At 65.4% G+C, this 17,979-nt stretch carries 11 protein-coding genes; 2 read left to right on the top strand and 9 right to left on the bottom strand.

Annotated elements, in window-relative coordinates; genetic code table 11:
* Nucleotides 1-372: 372 nt before the first annotated feature.
* The 8 genes from ACQR1I_RS05925 to ACQR1I_RS05890 all read right to left on the bottom strand — a co-directional run bounded on the left by ACQR1I_RS05925 (nt 373) and on the right by ACQR1I_RS05890 (nt 8,964).
* Complete coding sequence (locus ACQR1I_RS05925; protein ID WP_434867558.1) at nt 373-1,632, bottom strand: L-rhamnose isomerase; 1,260 nt, start codon at nt 1,630-1,632, stop codon at nt 373-375.
* A gap of 27 nt (nt 1,633-1,659) precedes the next feature.
* On the bottom strand, nt 1,660-3,036 hold the full coding sequence (locus ACQR1I_RS05920; protein WP_434867559.1) for an FGGY-family carbohydrate kinase: 1,377 nt from the start codon (nt 3,034-3,036) through the stop codon (nt 1,660-1,662).
* A 22-nt stretch (nt 3,037-3,058) separates the two neighbouring features.
* A complete protein-coding gene (gene rhaM, locus ACQR1I_RS05915; protein WP_434867560.1) occupies nt 3,059-3,379 on the bottom strand; it encodes an L-rhamnose mutarotase in 321 nt (106 codons plus the stop codon).
* Nucleotides 3,376-4,386: an ABC transporter permease gene (locus ACQR1I_RS05910; protein ID WP_434867561.1), complete on the bottom strand. Its 1,011-nt coding sequence runs from the start codon at nt 4,384-4,386 to the stop codon at nt 3,376-3,378. Before ACQR1I_RS05910 ends, rhaM begins: the two co-directional genes overlap by 4 nt.
* Complete coding sequence (locus ACQR1I_RS05905) at nt 4,383-5,375, bottom strand: ABC transporter permease (protein ID WP_434867562.1); 993 nt, start codon at nt 5,373-5,375, stop codon at nt 4,383-4,385. The genes ACQR1I_RS05910 and ACQR1I_RS05905 overlap by 4 nt, the downstream gene beginning before the upstream one ends.
* Entirely contained in the window at nt 5,372-6,904 is a 1,533-nt protein-coding gene (locus ACQR1I_RS05900) for a sugar ABC transporter ATP-binding protein (protein ID WP_434867563.1), read from the bottom strand. The genes ACQR1I_RS05905 and ACQR1I_RS05900 overlap by 4 nt, the downstream gene beginning before the upstream one ends.
* 150 nt (nt 6,905-7,054) lie before the next feature.
* On the bottom strand, nt 7,055-8,074 hold the full coding sequence (rhaS, locus tag ACQR1I_RS05895; RefSeq protein ID WP_434867564.1) for a rhamnose ABC transporter substrate-binding protein: 1,020 nt from the start codon (nt 8,072-8,074) through the stop codon (nt 7,055-7,057).
* Between the two features lie 83 nt (nt 8,075-8,157).
* Nucleotides 8,158-8,964 (bottom strand): DeoR/GlpR family DNA-binding transcription regulator, encoded by an 807-nt coding sequence (locus tag ACQR1I_RS05890; protein ID WP_434867565.1) that lies wholly within the window; start codon nt 8,962-8,964, stop codon nt 8,158-8,160.
* Nucleotides 8,965-9,212: 248 nt separating this feature from the next.
* Between ACQR1I_RS05890 and ACQR1I_RS05885 the strand changes: the two genes are divergently transcribed.
* Nucleotides 9,213-11,315, top strand: a complete 2,103-nt coding sequence (locus ACQR1I_RS05885) for a bifunctional rhamnulose-1-phosphate aldolase/short-chain dehydrogenase (RefSeq protein ID WP_434867919.1) — start codon at nt 9,213-9,215, stop codon at nt 11,313-11,315.
* A 307-nt stretch (nt 11,316-11,622) separates the two neighbouring features.
* Here the strand turns inward: ACQR1I_RS05885 and ACQR1I_RS05880 are convergent, their stop codons facing one another.
* The gene (locus ACQR1I_RS05880; RefSeq protein WP_434867566.1) at nt 11,623-15,252 is read right to left on the bottom strand and encodes an AAA family ATPase; all 3,630 of its coding nucleotides are present in this window, start codon (nt 15,250-15,252) and stop codon (nt 11,623-11,625) included.
* Between the two features lie 1,093 nt (nt 15,253-16,345).
* On the opposite strand from ACQR1I_RS05880, the gene ACQR1I_RS05875 reads away from it, so the two are divergent.
* Entirely contained in the window at nt 16,346-17,977 is a 1,632-nt protein-coding gene (locus tag ACQR1I_RS05875; protein WP_434867567.1) for a radical SAM protein, read from the top strand.
* Nucleotides 17,978-17,979: the final 2 nt, after the last annotated feature.

Here is a 17,979-nt window from a genome sequence, read left to right as displayed (position 1 = left end):
TAGACTAAGGCAAAAGTTGAGCTGCTGCCGATGCAGCTACCGCACCAATTTCGCACCAGAAACAACCTGAACAAACGACAGCAAATGCGATCGAAATCAAACAAACCGCAGTAAAATCAACGAAGGCGCCCGATATCCTCCCGCTCATAACGGTCTGGTTGCAGGTTCGAGTCCTGCCGGGCCCACCAATGATCTCAACGGCGGGCTTGCTCTCATTTTGTCGCAACTGCCTCGCCGCTCCAGATACGTCAACTTTTCGTTCGTGTAGCGATCGCATCGCTCACGCAGCAGAATGGCTGCGTGAAGGCGGCTTCGGCTGCGGCCCTTGCTCTCAGCTAGCTTAACGGCAGGTGCGTCAGCATTCGCTGGCGCTTATCGATGCACGAGAACGTCGCGCTCATGGGCCTTGACGCGATCCAGCCAGCGCAGGCCGACCGGAGCACCGCGCGTCAGGCAGAAATAGTCCCAGACCGCGCCCCACGGGCTCGACCGATGTTCCTCGAACAGCGCCATGCGGCGGGTGCCATCGCCGTGCGCCTCGGCCTCCAGCAGCGCCGCACGCGGCTCCAGCATCGCCTTGAGCAAGGCCTTTTTCATGTTGCGGGTGCCGATCACCCAGGCCGCGATGCGGTTGATGGAGGCGTCGAAGAAATCCAGGCCGATCGCGACCCGGTGCAGCACGTCACCTCGCACCAGCTCGTTCGCGATGGCCTGCGTCTCGTCGTCGAGCAGCACGACGTGATCGCTGTCCCAGCGCATCGGCCGGGAGACATGCAGCAGCAGCTCATCGACCAGGCTGAGCACCGCGGAGAGCTTGTCCGAGATCACTTCGGTCGGATGGAAATGGCCGGCATCGAGACACAACAGCGTGCCGCGCTTCACGGCGTAGGCAAGGTAGAACTCATTGGAGCCGACCGTGAAGGCCTCGGCGCCGATGCCGAACAGCTTGCCTTCCACGGCGTCCTTGTGGAAGGCCGGTGAGATCGGCTCCGCCAGCACTTCGTCGAGCGCGTCGCGCAGGCGCGCGCGCGGACCGAAGCGGTCGGCCGGATAGTCCTTGGTGCCGTCGGGCACCCAGATGTTCATGACCGACGGCGAGCCGAGCGAGCGACCGAAATGCTCTGAGACCCTGCGGCTCGCCTTGCAGTGATCGATCCAGAAGCGGCGGATGCCGGGATCGGGATGGCTGAGTGTCAGGTTGTCGGCGCTGAGCGGGTGCGAGAAGCAGGATGGATTGAAATCGAGGCCGATGTCCTTGCGGCTGGCCCAGTCGACCCACGACTGGAAGTGCTTTGGCTGGATCTCATCGCGCCCGACCTTCTCGTCGGTGTCGAGATAGATGGCATGGAGATTGAGCCGGAGCCGGCCGGGGATCAGCGACATCGCGAGGTCGAGGTCGGCCCTGAGCTCGTCGGGCGTGCGCGCGCGGCCGATGTAGTTGCCGGACACCTGGATGCCGCCGGTCAGCGCGGCCTCAGGATTCTCGAAACCGCGGACATCGTCGCCCTGCCAGCAGTGCAGCGACACCGCGACCTGGTCGAGCTTGGCGAGCGCCGCCTCGACGTCGACGCCGGTCGCGGCGAAATGCGCCTGCGCCTGCGCAAAGGCCTTTTCTACGGTCTGGTCAGTCACGGGCAAACTCCTGCGAACGGGCGGATGTCAGAGATGGTGAACGCGGTCCCGCCAGCGCCGAACATAGCTGTCGAGACCTTTGGGAACGAGCGGAGACACCGGGCGGCTGAGATCGACGGGCGGCTTCGGCCAGGTGGCGAGCAGCGCTGCGCCCTGCGCGGTGCCGGCGGTGTTATCGGCAATCAGCATCGGCTGCTGCGGACGGAGCGCGGCCAGCAGCCCGGCATAGAGCGGCGATTTGACGAAGCCGCCTTCGACTACGAGGGCGCCGGCGTCGGCGCCGAGCCGCGTCAGCATGTGGTCGGTCATCAAGACGCTGTAGAGCGTGGCGAGCGCCGCCCGGGCGCCTTCGCACGCAGGCAGCGTGCCCTCGATCCTGCCGGCGTGTTGCGCGAACGGGCCGCCCTCGCCGGAAAAGCACGGCAGCGCCAGCGCGCCCGCGCCGATCACCGCCTCGACATCGGCCAGCGTCGCGACTGCCGGATGGCCCTTGGTCAGAACATCGAATTCGCGCCCGCCCATGAAGATCGCGCAGGCGACGGGCCGTCCGTCTGCCGCGACATTGGCGAGCATGCTGGCGCGCTGATCGAGCCGCTCCAGCGGCGCGCCGACGCCCATCATCACCACCCATGTTCCGGTGGAAATGACCGTGAACGGCGCCTGCCGTGTCAGCAGGTGCGGCAGCAGCGAGGCGTTGGAATCGTGAATGCCGGAGAGAATACGCGTCGTCGGCGACAATCCGGTCCGGGCGGCGATCTCGGGACGGATCGCGCCGATGCGATCGAAGGCATGCACGACCGGCGGCATCAGGCGATGCACGTCGAGCGCCGTCGCCAGGCGGGACAGCCGGCCATGGGCCGGCTCCCAGAGATCGCTGTGGCAGCCGAGCGAGGTCGGCTCTGCCGACATCACGCCGGACAGCCGCCAGCTCCAATATTGCGGATAGGGCAGCATGGCGCGCGCAGCCGCCATGCGATCGGGATGGTGCTTGCGCATCCAGGCGATCTGCCGGCCGTAGTTCAGCCCGTTGCCGAGCGGCGGCGAGAAGGTCTCGGCAAAGGGCGGACGCAGCCGCGCATAGTCCGGCTCGATCGCCTCCACCACCGGATCCTCATAGTCCATGATCGGCAGCGCCAGGCCCTCGTCGACGTCGGGATCGTCCGTCACGAAGGCGACCGTCGCACCATGGGTGGTCGGCACGATGGTCTCGATGGCGTGGGTTCGCGCGAGCTCCGCCAGCGCGGACAAGAGAAAGCGCCAGATCATGCCAGTGTCGTAGTGCCGGTACGGCGGGCCCGGCAACGACGCGTTCGGGAGGCTGGTTTCGGCCAGCCTGCGGCCTTCGCCGTCGAACAGCGCGACCTTCACATTGGTCTTGCCGATATCGAGCACCGCCGTGGCCATGGTCTGAACTCGTGAGCTGGCGTCACGCCATGTGGAAGACGGCGACAAGCGGCTCGGACACCGGCGAGCCATCCGGATTCGAAGCCATGATGTCCTTCATGTAGTCCCACCAGCGCCGCATCACCGGGTGAGCGGGGAGGTCGGCGAGGCCGTGCCCCGGCTCGCATTCGAGATAGCCGAACAGCGTCAGCGTCTCCGGATCGAGGAAGATCGAGTAGTTGCGGATTCCGGTCTCGGTGAGCAGCGCCTTGAGCTCCGGCCAGATCGCGTCATGGCGGCGGCGATACTCCGCCTCCTGCCCGGTAAAGAGATGCATCTTGAAGCCGATGCGTTCGCGGGTCATCGGTTGCCTTTCACCAGCCGGCGGACGATCAACGGCGCGGCGATCGCCGCAATCAGGAGCACGCCGAGCAGCACGTTGATGACGATACCCGGCACATTGACGAGACTCATGCCGAAGGTGGTGAAGCCGAGCACGAACACCGCCAGCACCACGCCCGGAATGCTGCCCGATCCGCCCGAGATCGAGACGCCGCCGAGCACCACCATGGTGATGATCTCGAGCTCCCAGCCCAGCGCGATGTTCGGACGGGTCGAGCCGATGCGGCCGGTCAGCAGCACGGCGGCGAGCCCGCCGGCAAGCCCGGAGAGCACGAACAGCCAGAAGCGGATGCGCTCGACCCGAATGCCGGAGTAGCGCGCGGCGACGGCATTGTTGCCGATCGCATAGAGGCGGCGGCCAATGGTCGTGCGGTGGAGAACGAGTCCAATGACCAGCGCGAGCCCCAGGAAGATCGCGAACGACCAGGGCAGCGGCGGCATCTCGAACAGCGTGCCCTGCCCCAGCGCCTGCAGCCCGGCCGGATAGCGGGTGATCGCCTGATCGCCGAGCACGACCTGCGCGATGCCGCGATACAGCGACATGGTGCCGATGGTCACGACGATCGAGGGCAGCCCGATGCCGGTGACGAGCAGGCCATTGAAGGCGCCGGCCACCGCGCCGATCCCGAGGCCGATCAGCACCAAACCGGGTGTGGGGATGCCGGCGACCGAGGCGAGGCCCATCGCCAGCGAAGCGAGCGCGATGATCGCCGCCACCGACAGGTCGATGTCGCCGACCAGGATCAACAGCGCCATCGCGAGCGCGACGATGGCCTTCTCGGAGAAATTGACCGTCGCGTCTGAGAGGTTGAACACATCGAGGAAATACGGCGAGATCCACGCGTTCACCACGATGACCGTGATGAGCAGGACAACGAGCACACTCTCCCAAGCCAGGATCAGGTCGAGCAGCCGGAACGGCTTGCGATCCCCCACCTGGTAGCGCGGCGCATGCTCGGACACGCTCATCGCCTGCCTCCCGCGGCCTGCCGCGCCTCGCGCAGGATCAGTTTCTGCGGCTTCCATTCCGAGCGCGTGTTGACGATGACGGCGGCGAGAATGACCGCACCGGAGATCGCCATCTGCCAGAACGGCGAGATGTTGATCAGCGGCAGCGCGTTGGCGACGATACCGAGGAACAGCGCGCCGAGCAGCGTGCCGGGCACCGAGCCGATGCCGCCGGCGATCGAGACACCGCCGATGACGCAGGCGGCGATCACCGTCAGCTCGTAGCCGGCGGCAATGTCCGCATAAGCGATGCCGAAGCGCGCCACCCAGAGATAGCCCGCGAGCCCAGAGACCGTGCCGGTCAGCGTATACACGAGCAGCTGCAGCCGCTTCAGGTTGACCCCGCAATGCCGCGCCGCGACCGGGTTGCCGCCGACGGCGTAGAGCCCGCGCCCGGTGCGGGACCGGCCGAGGAAGATGGCGAACGCAACCGCCACCGCTGCCGCCACCCATATCAGCGACGGGATGCCGAGCATGCTGGCCTTCGGAAACGCGAGGAACGCCTCGGTCATGTCCTTCGAGGTCAGCCAGGCACCGCCGGCCAGCACGAAGATCAGCCCGCGATAGATCGACAGCGTACCGAGCGTGACCACGATCGGCGGCATCTCGAGCCCGGCGATCAAGAGCCCGTTGACGAGGCCGAGCCCGGCGCCCAGCAGCATGGCGGCGAGCATCACCACCGGAATCGGCAGGCCGGGCATGGTGCGGGACAGCAGCGCCACGATCATGCCGGTCAGCGCCAGGTTGGCGGCCACTGACAGATCGATGCCGCGGGTCAGGATCACCGTCATCTGCGCCAGCGCCATCATGAACAGCACCGAGGTGTCGGTGAGGATGAACAAGAGGTTGCCGGGCGACAGGAACACCGGCGCGCGCAGGCCGATCAGCAGCGTCATCACCACGATGATCCCGGCCAGCACCCACTCGCGGCGTGACATCAAAAGGATCATGCGGCACCTCCCGCGGCCACGCTGACCAGCGCTTCCGGCGTCGCCTCGGCGCGATCGAAGATGCGCGCGATGCGCCCCTCGCTCATCACGACGATGCGATCCGACATGCCGAGGACCTCGGGCAGTTCCGACGAGACCAGGATGATGGCGAGACCGGAGGCCGCCAGATCGACCATGATGGAATGGACGGCGGCCTTGGAGCCGATGTCGATGCCCTTGGTCGGCTCGTCCAGAATGAGAATCCTGGGCTCGGTCGCCAGCCATTTCGCGATCACGACCTTCTGCTGGTTGCCGCCGGACAGCTCCATCAGCTTCTGATCCCAATGCGCCGCCTTGACCGCAAGATCGGTGCCGAGCTTGCGGGCGCGGCCGAGCTCGCGGCCGTAGTCGATGAAGCCGGTGCCGCCTGCCACCGTGCCGAGACTTGCCAGGCTGATATTCTCGCGAATGCCGAGCTGGGTCACGGCGCCCTGCGTCTGCCGGTCCTCCGGCACATAGGCCATGCCGGCCGCAATCGCATCGGCCGGCACCGCGATGCGGGCCTCCTTGCCGTCGATCAGGATTCGGCCGCGGGTCGGCCGGGTGATGCCCATCAGCCCCTGCATCGCTTCGGAGCGGCCGGCGCCGACCAGACCATAGAAGCCGAGGATCTCGCCTTGATGCAGCCTGAACGAGATGTCGGCATATTCTGTCGCGTTGGCGAGCCCCTCGACCTCGAGCATCGGTTTGCCGATGGCCACGCTTCGCTTCGGAAACACCTGGTCGATGGAGCGGCCGACCATGCGCCGCACGAGCTCCGCTTCGCTGGTGTCGACGATCAGGCCCTCGCCGACATGGGTGCCGTCGCGCAGGCAGGTCCAGCGATCGGCGATGCGGAAGATCTCATCGAATTTGTGCGAGATGAAGAGAATGGCCCGGCCCTGGCGCTTGAGGTCGGCGACGATCCGGAACAGATCGTCGATCTCGCGCGCGGAGAGCGCGGCGGTCGGCTCGTCCATGATCACGATGCGGGCATCGTGGGAGAGCGCGCGGGCGATCTCGACCATGTGCTTCTGCGCGACGCCGAGCCGCTTCAACGGGGTGTCGGGAGCGAAATCCGCCTCCAGCCGGTCGAGCAGCTCGCGCGTGCGCTCGCGCATCTGCGTCCAGTCGATCAGCCGCCGGGACGTCACGGGCATATGGCCCATGAAGATGTTCTCGGCCACCGACAGCTCATCGAACATGGTCGGTTCCTGGTGGATGGCGGTGATGCCGGCCGCCCAGGCCTCGCGGGGCGTCGCGAAGCTGCGCTCGACGCCACCGACCCGGATCGTCCCGGCATCTGGCGTGTACAGGCCGGTCATGATCTTCACCAGCGTCGACTTGCCGGCGCCGTTCTCGCCGAGCAGCGCCGTCGTTTCGCCCGCATGCAGCGCGAGATGCACGCCGTGGAGCGCGCGCACACCCGGAAAGCGCTTCGAGAGTCCCGTCAGCGCGAGGACCGGCTCGGTCGGGTCGGGTCGAACAGGAATCTGGAAAGCAACAGACAAGGACGCGGCCCCGCGGCAATGCACCGGAGCCACAACGGCTCCGCTCGTCGTCCCCGTTTGCTCGCCAGGGACCCAGTGCAGGATTTCATGAAAGCCCGGGCTGAGCCCGGGCGTGCATGCGTCGAACGCCTGATCAGCAGATCTTGCTGATCAGAAGATTTTGGCAAACTGCTCGATGTTCGACTTGTCGAAGGTGAACGGATCGGCCATGGCGGCATCGTTGTTGTCGCCGATCTTGATCTCGCCCATGCGGCCGGCCTTGACCGAGGTGCCGGCCTTGCCGGTGGCGCTGCCGGCGATGAGAGCGGCGGCGATCATGGTGGCGCTATAGCCGAGATCGATCGGATTCCAGATCGCGAAGGTGTCGGTCGCACCGGCCACGACAGCGCCCTTCATCTCGGACGGCAGACCGAGGCCCGTGACATAGACCTTGCCGACCAGCCCGGCATCCACCACGGCCTTGGCGGCCGCCACGATGCCGACCGAGGTCGGAGCAATGATGCCCTTGAGATTCGGATAGGCCTTGATCAGCGCCTGCGCCTCACGATAGCTCTTGTCGGCGAGGTCGTCGCCATAGACCGTGGTGACGAGCTTCATCTTGGCGTAGTCGGGCTTGGCCCATTCCTTCTTCATCTCCTCGATCCAGATGTTCTGGTTGGTCGCCTGCGCCGTCGCCGACAGGATGGCGACCTCGCCCTCGCTCTTCAGCGTCTTGGCCATCATCTGCACGCACTTGCTGCCGATGAGCTGATTGTTCGAGGGGTTGAGATGCATGATGCGTCCCTCGGGCGCGATGCCCGAATCGAACGAGATCACCTTGATGCCGCGCTGCATGGCCTTCTTGCCGACCGGCACCAGCGCGTTGGTGTCGTTGGCGGAGATGACGATGGCATCGACCTTCTGGGCGATCAGCGCGTCGATGACCTGGATCTGCGCCTCGGCGGTGGTGGTGGTCGGCCCGGTGTAGATCAGCTCGACATTGCCGAGCTCCTTGGCGGCTTCCTGACCACCGTCCCGGCAGGCATCGAAGAAGCCGATGCCGAGCGCCTTCACCACCATGGCGATGCGCGTCTTCTCCGCGGCCTGTGCGACGCCGGCCCAAGAGGCCGTGGTGGCGCCGAGAGCGGTGGCGGCGAGAAGCTTCAATGTGTCACGACGATTGGACTGCATGGTGTTTCCTCTCCCATTGTCATTTGTTAGCCGCGACTTGCCGTCGCGGCTTTATCAGTTCGATCCGCCAGGGCGGATCGTCTTCACGCGGCCGTCACGGCCTTGTCGTTGGTGTCCTCAGTGGGCACGACGATGACCTCGATGCCGGCACTGGAGCACATGTCGATCGCCGCCTGCGGCGCGCGATCGTCGGTGATGATCTTGGACACGCGCGACAACGGGCACACCGCAATGGCGCCGCGAGCGTCGAACTTCGAATGATCCGCCAGCACGATCAGCTCCTGGGCCCGCCGCAACAGCTTCGCCTCGGCGCGGGCAATCAGCGGATCGCCCTCGATCAGCCCCATCGGACCGATCGAGGCGCAGCTCATGAACATCTTGGAGGCGGAGTAGTGCTGGATGGCATCGTCGTCGAACGGCGACACAATGATGCCCTGCTTGCGATAGACCTCGCCGCCGGGCAGGACGATGCGGTTGTCGCTGCGGGCGATCAGCTCCTGCGCCATCGGATAGGAATTGGTCAGGATGTGCAGGCGTCGCGACGCCAGCCATTCCACCATCTGGAAGGTCGTCGTCCCCGCATTGATGATGATCGACTCGCCGTCGACACAGAGATCGGTGGCGGCGCGCGCGATGGCCCGCTTGCGATGGATGTTGAGCGTCTGGCTGACGTCGAAGGCCCGGGTCGCGAGCGTATGCGGCTGCATCAGATCGAGCGCTTCGACGCCGCCATGAACGCGCCGGATCTGCCCGGACGCCGCGAGCTCGGCGACGTCGCGGCGGATCGTGGCCGCCGATGCGCCGGTTGCGGCGACGAGATCGCCGATCGGGACCACGCCGAGGTCTGCGGCCATCCGTAAGATGATCTGAAAGCGCTCCCGCTCGAGCATGCCGCTCCTCCCCTGGCGATCAAGAGTAGGCGCGCACGCTCACGAACGTCAAACGAAATGCGCATTTGCAGGGCAAAAACGATCATTGCAGCGCAATATCGATCAAAAACGATTGACCTCGCTCACATCGGGCTCCTATCCTGCTCAAAACGCCCACAGCTGCGGGGAGGATCGAGTGAGGGGGCTGCCGCCAGCACGCCCGGCGCTCCGCTTCTCACGGCACGATACGGACACGCCCGATGACCGAGATGTCTGCCGTCTCCTCCGCCCCGTCCCGCCTCGTGAACGCCTGGGATGACGCCCACGCCGCGACCTTGGACGAGCCGGGCCGCCTGCTCTACCGCTCCAACCTGCTCGGCTCGGATCTCAGGATCACCAACTTCGGCGGCGGCAACACCTCGGCCAAGGTTAGTGCAAGGGATCCGCTCACGGGGCAGGACGTCACCGTGCTGTGGGTCAAGGGCTCGGGCGGCGACATCGGCTCGATGAAGCGCGATGGGTTCGCGACGCTCTATCTCGACAAGCTCAATGCGCTGAAAGGGCTGTATCGCGGCCTCGCGCATGAGGATGAAATGGTCGGCTACCTGCCGCACTGCACGTTCGATCTCAATCCGCGCGCCGCTTCGATCGACACGCCGCTGCATGCCTTCGTGCCCTATGAGCATGTCGACCACGTCCATCCCGATGCAGTCATCGCCATCGCCGCGGCAGCGCGCTCCGAACAGCTGACGCGCGAGATCTTCGGCGCCGAGATGGGCTATCTGCCCTGGCAGCGGCCCGGCTTCGATCTCGGCCTCAAGATCGGCAAGCTCGCTGCCGAGCACCCCGAATATGTCGGCGTGGTGCTCGGTGGTCATGGCGTGTTCACCTGGGCCAGCACCTCCAGGGCCTGCTACGAGACCACCCTGCGCATCATCCAGAAGGCGGCCGATTGGCTCGAAGCCAACGAGGCCAAGCCGGTGTTCCGCGGCGCGCGCTGCGCCGCGCTGCCATCCGCCGCGCGTCTCGACGTGGCGCGCCGGCTGATGCCCGAGATCCGCGGCCGGATCTCCGCCGACGAGAAGAAGGTCGGTCATTTCGTCGACAGCCCGGAGGTGCTCGACTTCGTCAACGCGAACGCGCTTGCAGAGCTGGCGCCGCTCGGCACCTCCTGCCCCGACCATTTCCTCCGGACCAAGATCCGTCCGCTGGTGCTGCCGTTCGATCCCGCCAATGGCGACATCGACCGGCTCGTCGCCGAGCTGGATCCGCTGCTCGCCGCCTATCGCGCCGACTACGCCGGCTACTACGAGCGCTGCAAGCGGCCGAACTCGCCGGCGATGCGCGATCCCAACGCCGTGGTCTATCTGGTGCCGGGCGTCGGCATGATCACCTTCGCCAAGGACAAGGCGACGGCGCGGATCTCGGCCGAGTTCTACGTCAACGCCATCAACGTGATGCGCGGCGCTTCCGGCGTCGACCGTTATGTCGGCCTGCCGGAGCAGGAGGCGTTCGACATCGAGTACTGGCTGCTCGAAGAAGCCAAGCTGCAGCGCATGCCGAAGCCGAAATCGCTGGCCGGCCGCGTCGCTCTCGTCACCGGCGGAGCCGGCGGCATCGGACAGGCCACCGCGGCGCGCCTGGCTGCCGAGGGCGCGGCCGTGGTTCTGGCCGACATCGACGCCGCCGCGCTGGACGAGGCGGTCACCAGCTTCACGCGACGCTTCGGCAAGGACAATGTCGCCGGCGTCGTCATGAATGTGACCGAAGAGGCGGCGATCGACCGCGCCTTTGCCGAGCTCGTCGTCCGCTTCGGCGGCCTCGACATCGTCGTGTCCAATGCCGGCATCGCTTCCGCGGCCGCGGTGGAGGACACCACGCTCGAGCTGTGGAATCGCAACATGTCGATCCTGGCCACCGGCTATTTTCTGGTATCCCGCGCCGCCTTCCGCCTGATGAAGCGCCAGAACAGCGGCGGCTCCATCATCTTCGTCGCCTCCAAGAACGGACTGGCCGCCTCGCCCGGCGCCTCAGCCTATTGCAGCGCCAAGGCCGCCGAAATCCACCTTGCGCGCTGCCTTGCGCTGGAAGGCGCGCCGCACGGCATTCGCGTCAACACCGTCAACCCCGATGCGGTGCTGCGCGGTTCGCGCATCTGGCAGGGCGAATGGCGCGCGCAGCGTGCCGCCTCGAACAAGGTCGGCGTTGATGATCTGGAGGAGGTCTATCGCCAGCGCTCGATGCTCAAGCGCTCGGTCCTGCCCGAAGACGTCGCCGAAGGCATTTTCTGGTTCGCCTCGGACCTCTCGGCCAAGTCGACCGGCAATATCATCAACGTGGACGCCGGCAACCAGATCTCGTTCCCAAGATAAGAGCGCCGATCAGCACGATCGTGCGCCAGCGTGTGCAATTGCCGCCTTGAAGGACCCTCGAGCATCCCTTAGCTGCGATCGTGGCCTTTCACCGCGCCAAGGTCGACGCGAAGGACAGCGGACGCTACACCCTCTCACAGGCCCTCGCCGACACGCCGCAAAGGCCTCCGGTCGAGAGCGACAGCGACCCGGAACTGATCAAGGCACTCGCGCGGCATTTGCAGAACATCAGAACGCCCGACAAGGGCGCTGGCAGAACGACGGCCTCATGGCACAGACTGCGAGCCTCGCGCGAATTGCCTAAGGATCACTCCGCCGCTTGCTCGTTCTTGACCTGCGCTGTCAGACCAGCCGCGAGGTCGGCCTGCAGGGCGAGCGCCAGTTCGATCTCCGGCAGCTCGGGAGTTGCTGAAAACCCGATGACTGCCGGCGCGAGCACATCATGTGCCTCGGCGCGCCGCCCAGTGCCAGCCAACCGTCGCGCAAGTGACAACGCCGCGCGCAGCGCATAGCTACGGGCCTGTTGCTGCTGCGCCGTCGACAGCGCAACGCGCAGCGCGGCCTCGCCGGCCTCCGCTGCCGCCGTTCCCTTTGCCAGCAAGATCTCGCCGCGCAGGCGGTGCAGATCGGCGACATACCAGAGCTCGCCGGTCTGCTCCGCGGTTTTCACAGCGGCCTCAATCGAGTCGAGACTTGCTTCGATCTGCCCAACATCGCGTTCGGCCTGCGCCCGCAGCGATAGCGACCAGGGCAGTCCGAGCGTCTGACCGTATGAGCGCTGCTTGTCGATGGCGCGCCTGAGTTCGTCGAGCGTGCCGTCGCGTTCACCGATGCCCCACCGCGAGGCCGCGCGGCAGATTTCAGCGTAGGCAATGTGACGCAGGCCGTGCTCGCGGCACAACGCAACATGGTGCGGAGAACGCAGAGCAGCAGCCGTTGCATCACCCCGGACCATGTCCATGATCAGATGATACATCGTGACATAAACCATGGTGAGGACGCTGCCGCCTTCCGTCGCGCGCGCGACCGCGTGCTCGCGCAGACGCCTTGCGCGATCGAGTTCGCCCTCGCACCAGAGCGTCGCCGCCAGCATCATCGAGGCGGCCGCATCGAGATCGGGACCGAAACGCGGGTCGTGGCCACGTGCTCCCATCGCGAGGGCCTGTTCGAGGTTGGCACGGGCGCTGGAGAAGTCAGCCCGGTGCCACAGCGTCGTGCCGACGATCCGATGGGCGACCGCGATCACGTCCGGTCGCGCGCCGATCTTGGCATCACGCATGAATGCATCGGCGGTCTCGCCAGCATATGTAACTTGAGCAAACACCAGGCTGCTCGCCCACAGCCCGTAATAGGTGGACAGCCGCTCCGACGGGTCGTCGAGCTCCGCAGCCAGTTCGCGGGCACGGGCAAATGCCTCGATGGTCTCCTCCAGCGATCTGGCCCACAACAGAGCCTGGCCGTAGGCGATGTATAGCTTCACACGAAGGCTGCTCGAGGCCCAGGGTGCGCCGGCGCTGGCTGCACCGTCGGCAACCTCGATCGCCCTGCACAGATGTGCGAGGGCTTCCTCGAGCGCGACGCGCCGCGTGGCGAGGTCGGCGGCCTCACTCCAGAACATGACTGCGTCCTGCAAGGACCCGGCCTCGAAGTAATGGCGTGCGATGATCTCTGGCGTGGCGCCTCCGAGCAGCGGCGGCTGCGTGCGGAGCGCATCGGCCACACGCCGATGCAGCTCTCGCCGCCTCTCGCGCGCGAGCGTGGCATAGGCCGCATCCTGGACCAGCGCGTGCCTGAAGACGAAGCTCGCATGCTGGGACCCGGCGTCCCGCACCACGATGCCGCTATCGATCAATCGGTCGAACATTTCCGTCGACTTGCTCTCGTCCCATCCGGTTGCGGCTGCCACGAGGTCACGCGAGAATTCGCGGCCAATCACCGCCCCGATCTGCGCCGCCTCTCGTGCTGGCCCGAGGCGATCGATGCGGGCCAGCAGGACGCCCGACAGGGTCGGCGGCACCGGCGCGGCCACGTCCATCGAAGGTCGATGGCGTGATGCCGGCACGCCCGCCGCGGTTGCTGCCCGCGTCAGTTCCTCGAGAAACAGCGGTACGCCATCGGACCGCGCGATCAGCTGCTCGGTCACGTCTTCGCTCAGTCGTGCGGGCCCGGCGACCTGGCCGATCAGCGTCCGGCACTCACGAATCGTGAGCCGGTCCAATGGCAACTGTGTCGCGTTTGCTGCTGTCCGCCAGGGCGGTTTGAATTCCGGGCGGAACGTCAGCATCATCAGCACCGGCAGTCGGGCCAGACCGGGGATGCTCCGGCACAGGACCTCCAGGCTGCTCGGATCGATCCATTGCAGATCCTCGACAATGACGATCAACGGCTGTCGTCGGGCCTCGTTCTCGAGGCAGTCGATGAGGGCGTCCATCGTGCTTTCGCGCCGCTCCTGGGGCGTGCCACGAAACGCGGGATATCGGTCGTCAATCGGAATCTCCAGCAACTCGGCGAGCCGGGCCCGCCTGTCGGCCGGGACTTGCATCAGAGACGCGTCGAGCCGATCCAATTGCAGGGAGGGTTCGACACCTCCCGAGAGCCCTGCAGCACGCTTCAGTTGCCGGATGAATGGATAGAGTGCGCTGTCGGAATGTTGTGGCGAGCAGGAATACTGGACGACGGCGTGACGTTCGCCCGCAACCAGATACAGTTGCTCCCGCGCCAATCGAGACTTGCCGACGCCCGGCTCGCCCGAGATCATCACAAGCTGTCCATCGCCGCCAGCCGCGCGCCGCCACGCCCGCCGCAACAGCTCAGCCTCGACACGGCGTCCGACGAGAGGCGCCACCGCAATTGCCCGTAACGCTTCGAACCGGCTGTCGACCTGGCGCGCGCCGACCACCCGCCACGTCCCGACCGGCCCCGCCGCGCCGTCGAGTTGCACCGGCTCGGCCATCTGGCAGTCGAACCACTCGCCAGCAAGACGACGCGTTCTGTCGTCGATCAGAACGCCGCCTGCGGGCGCCTGAGCCATCAGGCGCTTGGTGAGATGCGGCGTCACGCCGACGGCATCCGGCTGCCGCGGTCCGCGGCGGATGGTCTCTGCCATCAGCACCATGCCGCTGGCAATGCCGATGCGCATACGCACCATCGGACGTCCCGAACCAGCCGCACCTGCAATGCCAGACGGCACCATCATCTGGGCCATCATGTCGAGACCTGCGCGCACCGCGTTTTCCGCGTCGTGTTCGCCTGCAAGCGGATAACCAAAATAGATCTGCACGCCATCGTCCAGCTTGCGCGCGACGTGACCGTGATAGCGCGCTGCGATGGCGACGCAGCGATCGAAACAGGCGCTCATCGCAACTTGCAGGTCCTCCGGATCGAGCGCCGCCGACAACGCGGCCAGGTCGACCCATTCACCCGCAAGGATCGTCAACTCGCGCCGTTCGGACGCATGCACTGCTGCGGATGGTTCATTTTTCTCTGCCGGCTGCAGATCGTGCAGAGCGGGATCAGTCGCTGGCGCGGACGACCCCACCGGCGTCTCGCCGTCGGTGGCGGATGTCGACGCAAGCAACATGGGTGCCGCGAACACGTAGCCACGTCGTGCGACGGTCCTGATCATGTGCTGGTTGTGATCACCGAGCGCCGACCGGATCTCGCTGATGCACTGCGTCAGCGATCCGTCGCTCACGGTGACGCGCGACCACACCGCGTCCATGATCTCGTCCTTACGGACGAGACGTCCGGCGTTGACAACCAGGTGGCAGAGAACCTCGAACGTTTTGGGACGCAGCTCGATTTCACCTTCGGAATCGAACAGGCCCCCCCGGCGCAGGTCGAGTTCAAAACGGCCGAACCGGAACTTCGAGCGCTCGTCCGGACCCATCAGGCGGCTCACCACATCGTCGGCGTTGCGATATTGGCGGGTGCCCACCTCCGAAATAGCGGCAGCGCACCAGCGCTTCCGATCGGCGATGAGCTTCAGCTGATGGACATCCTCCTATCCAGCATCGCCGCGCGCAAGTGTGGAGTTCCAGTTAGGCGCAAGCACGATCAACAATGCAATTTCCGCGGGAATTTTGCGTCAATTCCACGCCCGGCAGTTGGTGACGACCCATCCCGTGCGGGAGCTTGTTCGTTAGATGCCATCATCACGCTGTCGCTGCGTAGCGAGTTGACGGGGCCTACCTGCACGGTGAGGAATCGCCGATGAGCGGAGTCGAGTCCCGCCGGGCCCGCCAAGCTTCTCGCACAGACATGCGGCTGCAGATCGAAACATCGGGACGCATACACGCGGGTCGCACCGCCTGATCGGCGGCCCGACGCCGCGTCGTCCCATCAGTGAAACAGGAAGTCGCTCGCGACGAGGTTGGCGACCTGAACATCCGCAATAGTCATCGTGATCGTATCCATACCTGCCGCGTTCAGCACATCGGCGCTCGCCAACGACGACGCGGTGCATCCAGTCCGGCGATGGAGGAAACAATCCATCAGTCGGACCGATAGCCACTAGCCGCTCTCTTGAGCCCTTTCAGGCGTGTTGGTTCAGCCGAGCCAACGCAGAGTGCGATTGGGATTGCGATCCTCGTGATTGCTGTTGCGAACGCAAGACATCGTTTCACGACGTCCCAAGGGTGCGTCCAGATCGTGAAGACCATCGTCATTCGCACCCGGTCTTGAGCTGACCGGAAAACACGCTCCCACGACAGGAAATCAAGACCGTTCGGCGAATCGGCTGCCTGGAGCGCCGCCGCGCGAGAATGTCCAAAGCCGTTCGAGCATCACGCGGCCGAGATCGACTGACGCGGTGACCACCTTGAACGATTCGCTGGCTGCAGATCTCAGTAGCCCACAGGGACAACGGCTGTTGGCGGTACAACGGGCAATTGAACAGTGGACGCATTGATCCAACCGTAATATTCTCTCCTTAGTTACTTTTGTTATCTCAGCAATTCTAGGCTTTGTTCGGTGCGGTCAACCCATGCGCCGAAACCGGCTTTTTGCGCGCCGGACTGAGGAGAGCGACCTTGGGATCCGAGATCGACTGCATTCTCATCGGATACAACGATACCGACCTCAACTGGATCGACGACGAGCTCAAGCCCCTTCAGAACTTCTCCGGCGCCTACCGGCATTTCCGCGGTAATGCCGTGCACACCAGGGGACGCTGGCGGCACTTCACCGACCTGCTCAATTGCGCGCTCGAGGACGCCACCGGCCTGCGGCACGGGCTACACGTAGCGCGCACGCCGAGCCTCGCCTGCTGTATTCTCAAGAGCTTCCTCGCCGCACGGGGGCTCAAGTCTGAAATCGTCAACTTCTTCAACCATGACCGCGGCCGGCTGATCGAGCTGCTGGCACAGTCGCCGCGCACGGTTGCGATCACCACTACGGTCTACACCACGCCGCGACCGGTCCGCGAGGTCGTCGAGTTCATCCGCCAGCACAATCCGGACGTCCGCATCGTGGTCGGCGGTCCCCATATCTTCAACACCTGCTCGGACCATGATGCCGACACCCAGGATGTCCTGTTCCAGGAGATGGACGCCGACATCTATGTGTTCGATTCGCAGGGTGAGAACACGCTCGCCGAGCTGCTGCTGGAGCTGCGCCGGCCGGAGCCGGACCTCTCCCAGGTGCCGAACCTGATCTGGACCGAGGACGGCTTCACCTTCGCGCGCAGCGAGCGCCGGCCGGAGAACAACGACCTCGATGCCAACGTCATCGACTGGACCGTATTCAGTGACGACTACCTGTCGCCGTTCGTCTGGATGCGCACCGCCCGCAGCTGCGCCTTCGCCTGCGCGTTCTGCCGCTACCCGGCGATCGGCGGGGCCTTGACGCTCAACGACATCGAGGTGCTCAGGCAGCAATTCCGCATGCTGAAATCCCGCGGTGTCAAGTTCATCTATTTCATCGACGACACTTTCAACGTGCCGCTGCCGCGCTTCAAGAAGCTGTGCCGCATGATGATCGAGGAGGATTTCGGCTTCCAGTGGGCGTCGTATTTCCGCTGCGCCAATGCCGACGAGGAGACCTTCGACCTGATCAAGAAAGCCGGCTGCGTCGCGGTGTTCGCCGGCATCGAGAGCGGCGATCAGCAGGTCCTCAAGAACATGAACAAGGCCGTCAAGGTCGACGGCTACAAGCGCGGCATGCGGATGCTGGCCGAGCGCGACATCATGGTCCACGCCTCCTTCATCATCGGTTTCCCGGGCGAGACCGCCGCCTCCGTCCAGAACACCCTCTCCTTCATCGAGGAGACTGCTCCGACCTTCTACGCGGTCGAGAGCTATTTCCATGATCCGAAGGTGCCGGTGCAGGAGCGCGCCGCCGAGTTCGGCCTGCAGGGATCCGGCTACAGCTGGAGCCACAACACCATGACGTGGCAGGAAGCCAGCGACCATGTCGATTATCTCTACCGCAACGTCAAGAATTCGGTGCTGCTGCCGCTCTACGGCGTCGACATGTGGTCGGTGCCGTATTTCCTGGCCAACGGCATCACGCGGCAGCAGTTGATCGACTTCCTGCGGATCGCCCAGAGCATGGTGATCCGCTCCTTCGATGAGGAGCGGCCGAACTACGATCGTGAATGGGCGCAGCTGCGCGGCGTGTTCCAGCCGGTCAGCGCCCGGCCGGTCAACGCGCGCGTCGCCTGATT

Source organism: Bradyrhizobium sp. HKCCYLS2038 (genome assembly GCF_051167655.1).
Lineage (GTDB): Bacteria > Pseudomonadota > Alphaproteobacteria > Rhizobiales > Xanthobacteraceae > Bradyrhizobium.
The sequence above is the reverse complement of the archived record's forward strand: the minus strand, read 5'-3'. Positions and strand labels throughout refer to the sequence as shown.